This is a genomic window from Saccharothrix carnea (genome assembly GCF_003014735.1).
GTDB lineage: Bacteria > Actinomycetota > Actinomycetes > Mycobacteriales > Pseudonocardiaceae > Actinosynnema > Actinosynnema carneum.
This window is the reverse complement of the sequence record NZ_PYAX01000009.1, coordinates 314,050-326,034: the sequence shown is the minus strand read 5'-3', so window position 1 is coordinate 326,034 and position 11,985 is coordinate 314,050. Positions and strand designations below refer to the sequence as shown.

Genomic DNA, 11,985 nt, shown 5'->3' with positions numbered 1-11,985 from the left:
CGGACGTGGACTTCGGGGTAGTGCTCCAGACCGACCCGCCCGCGCGGGACGTGGTGTCCGGCATGAAGGCCGCCGAGGACAACGGGTTCCGCTACGGCTGGACGTTCGACTCGGTCGTGCTGTGGCAGGAGCCGTTCGTCATCTACTCGCAGGTGCTGGCGGCGACGAAGGACCTGGTCGTCGGGCCGATGGTGACCAACCCGAGCACCCGGGACTGGTCGGTGACCGCGTCGCTGTTCGCCACGTTGAACGACATGTTCGGCAACCGCACGGTGTGCGGCATCGGGCGCGGTGACTCGGCACGCCGGGTGATCGGGCAGAAGCCGGCGTCGCTGGCCACGTTGGGCCGGGCCATGACGGTGATCAAGGACCTGGCCGAGGGCCGGGAGGCCGAGCACCACGGCACGCCGGTGCGCATCCCGTGGGTGCGCGACGGCAAGCTGGAGATGTGGATGGCCGCGTACGGCCCCAAGGCGTTGCGGCTGGTCGGCGAGCAGGCGGACGGGTTCATCCTGCAGACCGCGGACGTCGACATCGCGCGGTGGACGATCGGGAGCGTGCGCGAGGCGGCCGCGGCGGCGGGCCGCGACCCGTCGACGATCACGATGTGCGTGGCGGCGCCCGCGTACGTCGGCACGGACCTGGCGCACCAGCGCGACCAGCTGCGCTGGTTCGGCGGGATGGTCGGCAACCACGTGGCCGACCTGGTCGCGCGGTACGGCGACTCGGGCGCGGTGCCGGCGGCGCTGACCGACTACATCAAGGACCGCGAGGGCTACGACTACGCCCACCACGGCAAGGCGGGCAACCGGTCGACGGACTTCGTGCCGGACTCCATCGTGGACCGGTTCTGCCTGCTCGGGCCCGCGTCCGCGCACGTGGACCGGTTGCAGGAGCTGCGGGAGATCGGCGTGGACCACTTCGCGCTGTACCTGATGCACGACGACAAGGACAAGACGCTGGCGGCCTACGGCAACGAGGTCATCGGCCGGGTGTGACCCGATCGGGGGGTGTTCGCGCCGCGTGGGCACACCCCCGATCCCGTCCGCCCGGAATTGTCGGACCTCGTTGCTAGCGTCGCCGCCATGATCCTGCCGACCGCTGCCGAAGAGGCCCGTTTCTGGGCGATGCTGGAAGACGCCTGGGCCGGCCTCGGCCCGGGCCCGAACGACGTGCGCCGCGCGCTGGCCAAGCGTGACGTGACGCTCGACGCCTTCGAGGAGGCCGCCGAGCTGGAGGAGCACCTCGACGCCGTGCTGCGGGCGTTGGCGCGGGCGTGCGAGGGGCTGTCGGCCGAGGAGCTGACCGCGCTGGACCGGGTCGCCGAGCGCAAGCTGTACGAGATCGACCGGGCCGACCTCCAGGAGGTCACGGACGGCTCGGACGACGGCTTCCTGTACGCCCGCGGCTTCGTCCTCGCCCTCGGGCAGGAGTTCTACGAGGCCGTGGCCCGCGATCCCCGGGTGGCGGTGATGGACGCCGAGTGCGAGGCGTTCTGCTACTTCTTCGCCCACGTGCACGAGGCGCGGTTCGGGGATTACCCGGAGACGGGGTCGGGGATCTCCCGGGAATCGGTCTCGAACCCGGCGGGGTGGCCCCGGTAGGCGGTAGCGTCGGAAGGGTGATCGACTTCGAGAAGCAGTCCGTCTTCAAGCTGGCGCCGTGCCGGCCCGAGGACATCGCGTCGCAGGTGTCGCCGATCCTGATCCAGGGCGAGCAGATCGTGTCGAGCTTCAAGACGGTGCGCGACTTCGTGGTGTTCACCAACAAGCGGGTGATCGCGGTGAACGTCCAGGGCATGACCGGCCGCAAGAAGGACTTCACCTCGCTGCCCTACAGCCGGGTGCAGGCGTTCTCCATCGAGACCGCGGGCACGTTCGACATGGACGCCGAGCTGGACCTGTGGTTCAGCGGGCTGGGCCAGGTGCGGCTGGAGTTCAAGGGCCACGCCGACGTGCGGCTGCTCGGTCAGATGATCGCCACGTTCATCCTCTGACCAGGCCGCACGGCAGCGCGGACCCACCCGTCACACCTCGTGCGGCAGTGAGTTCCAGACCTCGACGAACGCCTCGCGGGGTATCGGCTTGACCGGGTCCTCGTGCGGGTCGATCGGCTCGTCCGTGAGACCGCCGAACGCGTCCTCCATCCGGCGCCACGAATAGCGGTGCACGCCGCCCGCCGAGGGCAGCTCGATCTGCCGGATCGCGATCAGCTCGCCCTCGTGCTCCACGGTCTCGTAGAGCGCACGCGCGCCCTCGTCCACCCAGCCCTCGACGTCCACGAACTCGAAGTACGCCCGTGGCCGGTCCGACTCCTCCAGGGCGCGGTAGAACGAGACGACGTCGTCCACCCGGCTCGAGATCCCGATCATCGGACCGAACGGGTCGTGCCGTCCCAGCCGACCAGCGCGCCGGGGAGCACCTCGGCCAGCTGCACCGGGTACACCGTCGCGTCGGTCGACGCCAGTTCGTCCGCCGACCACCACTTGTGCCGGCGGATGGTCTGCTGCTCGATCTCGTTGAACCTTGAGGTGTCCACGTCGACCGCCTCCACTTTCCCGACGAAGAACCACTCGACCGCCGCGTAGTTCAAGCCGTCGAAGGCGAACACGGCGTGCCGCTTCCACACCGGACCGATCAGCTCGTCGCCGGAGACCTCCACACCGGTCTCCTCGAACAGCTCCCGCACCGCGGCGGTCCGGACGTCCTCCCCCGGCTCCACCCCACCGCCGACGGTGAACCAGAACAGCTCGTCCGGCCGGTTGGGGTCGAAGCCCTCGAACAACAGCACCCGGTTCTCGGCGTCCAGCAGCACGACCCGCGCCGAAACGCGCTGGGTCAGCGTGGACGCCTCGACGTCGCCGCCGGGTTCGGCGATCTCGAAGTAGGACGGCGTCGGCGCGGTGCCCGCGAGCCGCAGCCACCGCACGGACCGGCGCCGGCGCAGCGCCAACGTGTCGCGCACCGCGTCGTTGTGCACGCGCCGGGCGAGCACCACCCGCTGCTCGGCGTCGGACAGCTCGGCGGCCAGCGCGGGTTCCAGCACGGACCGGTCGAGCCCTTCCAGCAGCGCCGAGAGCCGGTTCTCCGCGGCCTCCCGGTCCGACCGGGGCGACCGCTCGGCGCGGTCCGCCGCCGCACGCAGCTCGGGCTTGCCGCACACCGCCGCCACCGCCCGCGTCACCACCGCACGCCGCGCCAGGGCCGCGTCCAGCGCCGCCCAGGCCGCGTCCGTGCGCACGTGCAGCCGGTCCAGCCGGTTGGCGGTGCCGAGCGTCCACGGCCCGACCAGCACGGCCAGCGCCAGCAGGACCAGGAACGTCGTCGCGACTCCGGAACTGGTCACGCCTCGCCCACCCGACGGGGATCTGCCGCCATAGCGCTCTCATATACCCGAAGGACCTGGTTCGCGACCACCGACCAGTCGAACATCATCACCCGCTGCCGCGCCGCGTCCACGTAGTCCGCCCGCCGCGCCGGGTCGGTCAGCAGGTCGCGCAGCGCCGCGGCCAGCGCGGACGGGTCGCCGACCGGGGTCAGCACGCCCGCCTTGCCGTCGTCGAGCACGCGCCGGAACGCGTCGAGGTCGCTGGCCAGCACCGCCGCGCCCGCCGACATCGCCTCGGTCAGGATGATCCCGAAGCTCTCGCCACCGGTGTTGGGCGCGCAGTAGACGTCCACGCTGCGCAGCGCGCGTGCCTTCGTCTCGTCGTCCACCATGCCGAGGAACACCATCCGCGACGCCGGCTCCGGCCCGGCCTGCTTGCGCAGCTCGTCCTCGTCACCACGCCCGACGACCAGCAGCCGGGCGTCGGGCAGGTCGAGCTCGCGGAACGCCTCCAGCAGCACGGGCATGCCCTTGCGCGGTTCGCTGAACCGGCCGACGAACCCGACCGTGCCGCCGGGGCGCGGGTAGCCGTCGAGCGGTGCGGCGTCGGCGAAGAACCCGACGTCCACGCCGTTGGGGATCTCCACCGCGTCACCGCCCAGGTGCTCCACCTGCACGCGCCGGGCCAGCGCGGACACCGCGATCCGGGCGGTGATCTTCTCCAGGAACGGCTGCAGCACCGCCTGGAACGCCGACAGCATCTTCGAGCGGGGCGTGGACGTGTGGAAGGTGGCCACGATCGGGCCGTCGGCGACCATCAGCGCCAGCATCGACAGCGACGGCGCGGTCGGCTCGTGCAGGTGCAGCACGTCGAAGTCGTGCTCGGCGATCCACCGCCGGACCCGGGTGAACGACACCGGTCCGAACGACAGCCTGGCCACCGAACCGTTGTACGGGATGCCGACCGCGCGTCCGGCCGGGGTGACGAACTCCGGCACCGGCGTGTCGTCGTCGGCGGGCGCCAGCACCTCCACCTCGTGACCGAGGCCGCGCAGGGCGTGCGCCAGGTCGACCACGTGGGCCTGCACCCCTCCGGGAACCTCGAAGGAGTACGGGCAGACTATGCCGACCTTCACGCCGGTTCCCCCCGGCGGGCCAGCACCCGGCGCAGCGCCTTCTGCCTGCTCTCCGGCAGGTCGGCCAGCCACAGCTGCTGCATCATGTGCCAGTCGGTGGGGTGGGCGGCGATGTCGGCGGCGAACACGTCGGCCAGCTGCTGGGTCGCCGCGGGCACGCCCGCCGTGCCCTGGACCCGGACCGGCGGGTGCAGCCGGATGACCCAGCCGTCCTCGGTGAACCACAGGCCGGCCGGGATCAGCGCCGCCCCGGTGGTCGCGGCCAGGTGCGCGGGACCGGCGGGCATCAGGGTGCGCTCGCCGAAGAACGTCACGGGCACGCCGCCCGCGGTCAGGTCGCGGTCGGCGAGCAGGCAGACGACCTGGTTGGCGCGCAGCCGCTCGGCCAGCACGAGCGCCGGGTTGCGCTCGCCGCCGGTCAGCGGCACCACCTCGAAGCCGAGGCTCTCCCGGAACGCGATGAACCGCCGGTACAGCGACTCGGGCTTGAGCCGCTCGGCGACCGTGGTGAACGTGCCGCAGTGCCCGACCAGCCAGACGCCCGCCATGTCCCAGTTGCCGCAGTGGGGCAGCGCGATGACCGCGCCCCGGCCCTCGGCCAGCGCCGCGTCCAGGTTCTCCACGCCGGTCATGGTCCGGTCCAGCTCGGCGTAGAGCTCCTCCTGGTCCAGCGACGGCAGCCGGAACGCCTCGCGCCAGTACCGCGCGTACGAGCGCACGGCCAGCCGCACCAGCTCGTCCAGCTCGGCCTCGCCCGCCTGGGGCACGACCCGGCGCAGGTTGGACCGCAGCTGCCGCACGCTGCCGCCACCGCGTTTCGCGGCCCGGTCCGCGATCGCGTCGAACAGCGCCCGGGCCGCCTTCTCCGGCAGCAGCCGCACCAGGCGCCAGCCGGCCGCGTAGCCGAGGTCCGCCAGCCGTTCGTTCACTCGCCCAGCTCCTTCGCGGCACGGCTCACGGCCAGGATGCGCTGCAGCACGGTGATCGTCACCAGGGCGGCCAGCAGGTACAGCGCCACCGGCAGGATGTAGGGCACGCCCAGCCCGTGCAGGCCGACGCCGACCAGGGCCACGATGAACCGCTCGGCGCGTTCGGCCAGCCCGCCGTCCGCGGAGAGCCCGGACGCCTCGGCGCGGGCCTTCACGTACGAGGTGACCTGCGCGCCGACCAGCGAGACCAGGGTCGCCGCGGCCAGGCCGTGCTCGCCCGCGCCGAACGCCCACCAGGCGATGGCGGCGAACAGCGCGCCGTCCGCGATCCGGTCGCAGCTCGCGTCCAGCACGGCGCCGAACTTCGTGCCACCGCCCTGGGCGCGTGCCATCGCGCCGTCGATCAGGTCGAACAGCACGAACGCGGTGACCAGCGCCGCGCCCGTGAACAGCTGCCCGCGCGGGATGAACCACAGCGAGGCGGCGACGGAGCCGACGGTGCCGAGGACCGTGACGGCGTTCGGGGTGAGGCCGCGGCGCAGCAGCCACGCCCCGATCGGATCGGTGACGCGCGAAACCGACGCGCGGGCGAAGATGTTCAGCATGGGGTGGCGAGGCACCTACCGACGGGGAGGAAGTGGTCCCCGGCAGCCTAACCGCCCAGCTCAGCCGAGCTTGCGGTGGTCCCTGGAGATCTGCTCCAGCAGGTCCTCCAGCGCGTCGCCGCGCACCGCCAGCCGTTCGAGCCTGCCGAACAGGGCCAGGTACTCGCGCACGTCGTGCGGGTCGGTGATGGTCGCGTTGCCGGTCAGCACGCTCAACGTCACCACCCGCTCGTCGTAGACCTGGAACCCGTGCAGGGCCACCATGTTCGCGTCCGCCGTCCACGGCACCACGCCGAGCTGCACGTTTGGTCTTCGGATGATCTGCACGAGGTGGTCGATCTGCTCGCACATCAGGTCCGCCGAACCCATGCGCCAGCGCAGCGCGCTCTCCGCCAGCAGGAACACGAACCGCTTGCCCAGGTCGTCCATGCGGGCACGGCGGCTGCGCAGCGTGGCGATCGCGCTGTCCTGCTCGTGCGCCGGCATCGTGTTGTGCACGACCCGCAGGTAGTTCTCGCTCTGCAACAGCGCGGGCACGCCCGCGTTCTGGAAGAAGCGGCTGGTGGTGGCACGGGCCTCGATCCGGGCGATGGTCTGCTGGTGCCGGTGCGCTCCCCGGTGCAGCACCACGCGGCGGGTCTCCGCCTCGGCGTGCAGCTGACGGGCCAACTCCACCAGCTCGACCCTGGTCTCCCGGGTGGCGGACAACTCGGCGACCAGGCGCTCCACGTCGGTCACGGACGGGAGGAGCATGCCGTTCTCGATCTTCGACAGCTTGGACTGGCTCATCCCGGTAGCGCGCGCCGTGGCCGTGCCGGTCATCTTGGCCTCGGTGCGCAGCCTTCGTAACTCGCGCGAGAGCCGTTCTCGGGCCAGCCGCGAACGCTCAGGTGCGGTCATGCAACGCACCGTATCGACGCTCACCCCTCTTGACGATCGGCCAGGAAGGTGTCTGCGGCTGCGCCGGCCGTGGCCGCAGGTGATCTGGAACACGTATCCGCGTCCCGCGGCCGGCGCACGTGCACCAGGGCGTGCAGGTGCTCTTGCAGCAGGTCCCCGACCTGCGGGTACCCGGGTCGCGGCGGGTGGGCGCCGGGAGGCGGGCGGTCAGAACGTGACGCGGAGCAGGACCAGGTCTTTTTGCACCAATCTGATCTCGATGCCGGTGATGTCCGACCGGCCGAGCTCGGTCGTGGCGACCGGCCGGGTGGTGGAGCCGGGTCCGGCGGTCCAGGTCGCGACACTCGCCGAGGTGCCGTCTGCCGCCACCACGTGCAGGGAGTAGGCGAAGACGGGCGGCGGCGGACCGTCCGGCACGGCGTAGGAGCACAACACCTCGATCCGGGTGCCCCACGGCTCGTCCACCAGCTGCACGGTGGCCGTCACCGGGCTGGGCACGGTCTGGTGCATCGCCACGTCGGGCGCGGGCGGCGGTGCGGCGACCACGGTGTCGGGGGCGGCCGGCCGCACGGCCAGCGCGACCGCCGCCCCCGTCAACGCCGCGACGACCAGCGCGGCGGCCACCAGGATCCGGGCGCGCCACCGGCGCGACCGCTCGGCCGCCACCAGTCCGCTGAACACCGCCGCGGGCGGCTCGTCGGCCTCCCCCTCGGGTTCCAGCAGGTCGAGCGCCCGGTCACGGGGCACCGCCGAGAGGATGCCGGGCACGCCCGCGAAGGACGCGACGTCACCCGAGCACTCCGGGCACCCCGGCAGGTGTCCCTCGAACTCCCGCCGTTCGCCGGGCGACAGCGAACCCAGGACGTACGCGGCACCCCAGTCCCGGTACGGATCGACTGGCGAGCTCAACGTCCGGTGACCCCTTTCTCCTCCAGCGCCAGCCGCAGCGCCCGCAGACCGTAGTGCAGCCGGGACTTCACGGTTCCCTCCGGCAGGTCCAGTGCGACGGCCAGCTCGGCGACCGACTGGCCCATGTAGTACGCACGCACGATCACCGTGCGGTGCTCCGGCGTCAACTGGGTGAGCACATCGGCCACCAACCAGGCGTCCAGGGCGGAGTCGCTGTGGTCGGACCGGGCCCGCTCGGGCAGCCGTTCCGAGCCGATCTCCCAGCGCGCCCGGGCGCTGCGGCGCTCGTCGATCACCACGTTGCGCGCCACCGTGTAGAGCCACGCGCGGGCCGCCGCCGACCCCTGTTCCAGCACCTTGGGGTTGCGCCACGCCCGCAGCAGCGCTTCCTGCACCACGTCGCGGGACAGCTCGTCGTCCCCGGTCAGCCGGCGCACGTACCGCCACAGGGCGGGCGCGTGCTCGTCGTGGAGGGAGCGCAGCAGGGCAGTGTGACTGTCGTTGATCGCGCACCTCCTCGGCTAGTCGTGGAGCAGCGGTTCCCCGGTGACGCCGGTGAACGCGGGCCGGCGCTTGGCGAGGAACGCCGCCGTGCCCTCGCGCATGTCGTCGGTGGTGAACGCCTCGCGGAACGCGTCGAGCTCGAACGCCAGCCCGGCGGCGACGGTCGTGCCGCCGGAGGCGTTCACCGCGGCCTTGGCCAGCGACACCGCCGAGGCAGAGTTGCCCGCGATCCGGCCGAGCACCGCGCGTGCGACGGCCAACATCTCATCACGGTCGTCGAACACCGCGTTGACGAGCCCGAGCCGCACCGCCTCCGGCGCGTCCACGTGCCTGCCGGTGTAGATCAGCTCGCGGGCGACCGCGGGGCCGACCAGGCGCTGCAGCCGGACGCACCCGCCGAAACCGGGGACGAGACCGAGCACGACCTCCGGCTGGCCGAACACCGAGCGCCGGGTCGCGTAGGCGAAGTCGCACGCCAGCACCATCTCGCAGCCGCCGCCGAGCGCGTAGCCGTCCACGCACGCGACGACCGGGCACGGCACCTCCTCCAGCAGCCGGGTGACGCGTTGGCCGAGCAGCCCGAACCGCTCGCCCTCGTCCGGCGTCATCACGGCCATCTCGCGGATGTCCGCGCCCGCGATGAACGCCGGACCGGGCGCCCCGGTGAGGATGACGCCCCGCGGTGCCCGCCCGGCCAGGATCCCGGACAGGAAGTGGTCGAGCTCGGCGAGGACCCGGCCGGACAACGCGTTGCGCGCCCGCGGGCGGGACACGGTGACCGTCGTGACGCCGTCCCGTTCGTCGATGAGCAAGGTCGAGTAGTCCACGAAGTCTCCTCACGAGTCCCAGATCGCGCCGAACGCGGGCACACCCCGCGCTTCCAGCTGCTCCACGACGTGCCAGGTCGTCTTCTTGTTGGAAATGCAGATCACGGCTTCGGCGTCGAACTCCCGGTGCGCGCGCAGCGCCAGCTCGACCAGGTCGGGCTTGCCGTCGCGGACGGTGTCCCAGACCAGGGCGTCCGGCTGCACGGCCTCGATCTCGTCCACCAGCTCGTCGCCGTAGGTCTCGCGCGGCGTGCGGGTGGACCACACCAGGCGGGCAGGCGTCTCACCCGACAGCAGGTGCGGCAGGCACGGCCCGATGCCGCTGCCGGTCGCCACCCACACCACCCTGGTGAACAGCTTGTCGATGTTGCCGACACCGGCGGTGGGCACGCCCTTGACCCACAGGTGCGTCGGCAGGTCGTCGATCAGCGCGCCCGTCCAGTCGCCCGCGCGCGAGATGGTGAGCCGGAAACCGGTGCGGCCTGGCGTCGGCACGTTGGCGAACGAGTGCCACTCCAGCAGCGGGTGGCGGCTCACCGCGGTCGAGGAACCCGCGAACGGCGTCACGCCGTGGTCGAACGACACCAGCGCGACGTGCCGCGACGGCCGGACGATCCGCACCGGCACGCGCCGCAGCCGTGCCCAGGGCAGGGCGACGCTGATGACGACCAGCAGGAGCAGCCAGAACTGGGCCGAGCCGACGAAACCCGGCTGCCGGGCCGAGTGCGCGGCGAACAGCACGAGCACGGCCCAGCCGGCGAAGCGGTGCACGCGCTCGAACACGTCGTGCCGCCGGGCGCGCAGGGAGGGCAGGGCGAACACGACCATCGCGGCCATCAGGGCGAGGATCGTCCAGGTCAGGGCGTCGTCCAGGACCCAGGCCAGCACCGCGAACCAGGCCGTGGCGCTGATCGCGGCGCCGACGTGCAGGCCGCCGAAGTGGTAGACCTTGCCCAACGTCCAGCGGACCCGCAGCGGCCACGTCGTCGGCGCGCTGGTGGCCAGCCGGAACAACAGGTTGATCACGTGCTGCTGGCGGATCAGCACGGCCAGGGCGACGTTGGCGGCGACCAGGTCCGCGAGCGCCTGCGCGTCGTCCACGGCGAACGCCGCGACCACGTTGACCAGGATCACCGCGACGGCGAGCCGGTTGTGGTGGGTGAACGGGCGCCTCCTCAGCCACGACGCCGTCGGTGTGCCGGTGCGCGTGGTGGTCATGCGACCGGCACCAGCGACGACAACGCGGCCCGGTCCACCTTGCCGCGTGCGGTCAACGGCAGGTCGTCCACGGCGATGACCAGGGTCGGCACGCAGTAGTAGGGCAGCGCGCGGGCCACCGCCTCCGAGGCGGCTCCGGGATCGACGGTGGCGGGGCTGACGAACCCGACGAGCCCGCCGTCGTGCAGGACGGTGGTCGCGCGGACGCAGCCGGGGGTCGTTTCCAGGGCGGAGGTGACCGCGTCCAGCTCGACCCGGAAGCCGCGCACCTTCACCTGGTCGTCGGTGCGGCCGTGGTGCTCCAACTCGCCGTCCGCCGTCCAGCGGCCCAGATCCCTGGTGCGGAACATCAGGTGGTCGCCGCCGAGGAACGGGTCGGGGCGGTAGCGCTGGGCGGTGAGCACGTCGTTGCCGAGGTAGCCGGCCGTGACGCAGGCGCCGCCCGCCCACATCTCGCCCACCTCGCCGATCCGGCACGGCCGCAGGTCCTCGTCGAGCACGTAGACCGTGGTGTTCGGGACCGGGCGGCCGATGGTCAGCCTGCCCACGCGCGGGTCGTAGCGCTGCACGGTGTTGACGATCGTGACTTCCGTGGGGCCGCAGGCGTTGTGGAAAGCGGCGCGGGCGGACCAGGCGTCGGCCAGCGGCTTGGGGCAGCGTTCCCCGGCCACGGCGACCGCCCGGACGTGCGGGCACTCGTCGGGGTCCACTGTGGACAGCACACCCGGCGTGGCGATGAGGACGGTGGCGGTGCTCGCCGTGTGCGCGATGTCCCGGCCGCGGATGACGGACGTGGCACCGTGGGCGAGGGCGCCGAACAGCTCCCAGATCGCCATGTCGAACGCGATGTTGAGCAGTTGCGCGACCCGGTCGCCCGGTCTGATGCCCAGGTCGCCGGGTGCGGTGAGGAGCACGTTGCACAGGTTCGCGTGGGTGACGCGGACGCCGTTCGGGACGCCGGTGGTGCCCGAGGTGAAGATGACGACGGCGGTGTCGCCGCCTTCCGCGCGCGGTGCCGTGACGCGGCGGTCGGGCAGGGTGTCGATGGCCAGGACGGTGGGTGCTTCGAGCCGCGGTGCGTGCTCGCGGACGGTCAGCACGACCTTGATGTCGGCGGTGCGCAGGACGTGGTCGAGGTGGGGTCGCGGGGTGATCCGGACGTCCTGCGGCACGTAGGCCGCGCCGACCTTCAGCACCGCGAGGATGCCGACGACCAGGTGGATCGACCGCGTCAGGAAGACGCCGACGTGATCGCCCGGTCGGACGCCCGCGTCGAGGAGTTCGGCGGCGACGACGTTCGCGCGGTGGTCGAGTTCGGCGTAGGTCAGGCAGTTGCCCTCGTGCTCGACCGCCCGCGCGTGCGGCGAGCGTGCGACGTGGTGCTCGAAGGCGTGGTGGATGCGGTGGAACGGCGGTATCGCGCTCGGACCGCTGCCGAATCGTCGGAACAGCGGACGATCGTCCGGGGGTAAGCCTTGCACGGCGGTGGGCTCGGTCATGGCCGTCACAGGGTGTGCGCCTCTCGTCAGCCGGGCGTGGTCACCCGGTCTGAACGAGACAGCCCCACCCCCCGTTCAACCCGAACCCAAAAAACCTGCGCGAGTCGAACGCTCAGCGCCCGCGTGTCGAA

Annotated in this window: 14 protein-coding genes; 3 read left to right on the top strand and 11 right to left on the bottom strand. The window is 72.2% G+C overall.

Annotated features, from left to right (window positions below; genetic code table 11):
- Window positions 1–5: 5 nt before the first annotated feature.
- From B0I31_RS26880 to B0I31_RS26870, 3 genes are all read left to right on the top strand, one after another.
- A complete protein-coding gene (locus B0I31_RS26880; RefSeq protein ID WP_106618160.1) occupies window positions 6–998 on the top strand; it encodes a TIGR03842 family LLM class F420-dependent oxidoreductase in 993 nt (330 codons plus the stop codon).
- Window positions 999–1,085: 87 nt separating this feature from the next.
- Window positions 1,086–1,604: a DUF4240 domain-containing protein gene (locus B0I31_RS26875; protein WP_106618159.1), complete on the top strand. Its 519-nt coding sequence runs from the start codon at window positions 1,086–1,088 to the stop codon at window positions 1,602–1,604.
- 17 nt (window positions 1,605–1,621) lie between these two features.
- Entirely contained in the window at window positions 1,622–1,996 is a 375-nt protein-coding gene (locus B0I31_RS26870) for a PH domain-containing protein (protein WP_053714859.1), read from the top strand.
- A 30-nt stretch (window positions 1,997–2,026) separates the two neighbouring features.
- On the opposite strand, the gene B0I31_RS26865 is transcribed toward B0I31_RS26870, so the two are convergent.
- The 11 genes from B0I31_RS26865 to B0I31_RS26815 form a co-directional block, all read right to left on the bottom strand.
- The gene (locus tag B0I31_RS26865; protein ID WP_106618158.1) at window positions 2,027–2,371 is read right to left on the bottom strand and encodes a hypothetical protein; all 345 of its coding nucleotides are present in this window, start codon (window positions 2,369–2,371) and stop codon (window positions 2,027–2,029) included.
- Complete coding sequence (locus B0I31_RS26860; RefSeq protein ID WP_106618157.1) at window positions 2,368–3,345, bottom strand: NUDIX hydrolase; 978 nt, start codon at window positions 3,343–3,345, stop codon at window positions 2,368–2,370. Before B0I31_RS26860 ends, B0I31_RS26865 begins: the two co-directional genes overlap by 4 nt.
- Window positions 3,342–4,463 (bottom strand): glycosyltransferase family 4 protein, encoded by a 1,122-nt coding sequence (locus B0I31_RS26855; protein ID WP_106618156.1) that lies wholly within the window; start codon window positions 4,461–4,463, stop codon window positions 3,342–3,344. The genes B0I31_RS26860 and B0I31_RS26855 overlap by 4 nt, the downstream gene beginning before the upstream one ends.
- Window positions 4,460–5,392, bottom strand: coding sequence for a phosphatidylinositol mannoside acyltransferase (locus B0I31_RS26850; protein ID WP_106618155.1), 933 nt, complete (start codon window positions 5,390–5,392; stop codon window positions 4,460–4,462). The genes B0I31_RS26855 and B0I31_RS26850 overlap by 4 nt, the downstream gene beginning before the upstream one ends.
- Window positions 5,389–5,997, bottom strand: a complete 609-nt coding sequence (pgsA, locus tag B0I31_RS26845) for a phosphatidylinositol phosphate synthase (RefSeq protein WP_106618154.1) — start codon at window positions 5,995–5,997, stop codon at window positions 5,389–5,391. The genes B0I31_RS26850 and pgsA overlap by 4 nt, the downstream gene beginning before the upstream one ends.
- Before the next feature lie 60 nt (window positions 5,998–6,057).
- Entirely contained in the window at window positions 6,058–6,897 is an 840-nt protein-coding gene (locus B0I31_RS26840; protein WP_106618153.1) for a helix-turn-helix domain-containing protein, read from the bottom strand.
- Window positions 6,898–7,104: 207 nt separating this feature from the next.
- Window positions 7,105–7,806: a zf-HC2 domain-containing protein gene (locus B0I31_RS26835; protein WP_106618152.1), complete on the bottom strand. Its 702-nt coding sequence runs from the start codon at window positions 7,804–7,806 to the stop codon at window positions 7,105–7,107.
- Entirely contained in the window at window positions 7,803–8,312 is a 510-nt protein-coding gene (locus B0I31_RS26830) for a sigma-70 family RNA polymerase sigma factor (RefSeq protein WP_073886747.1), read from the bottom strand. Before B0I31_RS26830 ends, B0I31_RS26835 begins: the two co-directional genes overlap by 4 nt.
- Window positions 8,313–8,327: 15 nt before the next feature.
- Complete coding sequence (locus B0I31_RS26825) at window positions 8,328–9,137, bottom strand: enoyl-CoA hydratase-related protein (RefSeq protein WP_106618151.1); 810 nt, start codon at window positions 9,135–9,137, stop codon at window positions 8,328–8,330.
- 9 nt (window positions 9,138–9,146) lie between these two features.
- The gene (locus B0I31_RS26820; RefSeq protein WP_106618150.1) at window positions 9,147–10,355 is read right to left on the bottom strand and encodes a ferredoxin reductase domain-containing protein; all 1,209 of its coding nucleotides are present in this window, start codon (window positions 10,353–10,355) and stop codon (window positions 9,147–9,149) included.
- On the bottom strand, window positions 10,352–11,854 hold the full coding sequence (locus B0I31_RS26815) for an amino acid adenylation domain-containing protein (protein WP_106618149.1): 1,503 nt from the start codon (window positions 11,852–11,854) through the stop codon (window positions 10,352–10,354). The genes B0I31_RS26820 and B0I31_RS26815 overlap by 4 nt, the downstream gene beginning before the upstream one ends.
- Window positions 11,855–11,985 lie beyond the last annotated feature (131 nt).

Excerpts from the sequence above, each read along its gene's own strand:
- B0I31_RS26875 (WP_106618159.1), top strand. The coding sequence starts at position 1,086 with ATGATCCTGCCGACCGCTGCCGAAGAGGCCCGTTTCTGGGCGATGCTG.
- B0I31_RS26865 (WP_106618158.1), bottom strand. The coding sequence starts at position 2,371 with ATGATCGGGATCTCGAGCCGGGTGGACGACGTCGTCTCGTTCTACCGC.
- pgsA (WP_106618154.1), bottom strand. The coding sequence starts at position 5,997 with ATGCTGAACATCTTCGCCCGCGCGTCGGTTTCGCGCGTCACCGATCCG.
- B0I31_RS26840 (WP_106618153.1), bottom strand. The coding sequence starts at position 6,897 with ATGACCGCACCTGAGCGTTCGCGGCTGGCCCGAGAACGGCTCTCGCGC.
- B0I31_RS26820 (WP_106618150.1), bottom strand. The coding sequence starts at position 10,355 with ATGACCACCACGCGCACCGGCACACCGACGGCGTCGTGGCTGAGGAGG.
- B0I31_RS26815 (WP_106618149.1), bottom strand. The coding sequence starts at position 11,854 with ATGACCGAGCCCACCGCCGTGCAAGGCTTACCCCCGGACGATCGTCCG.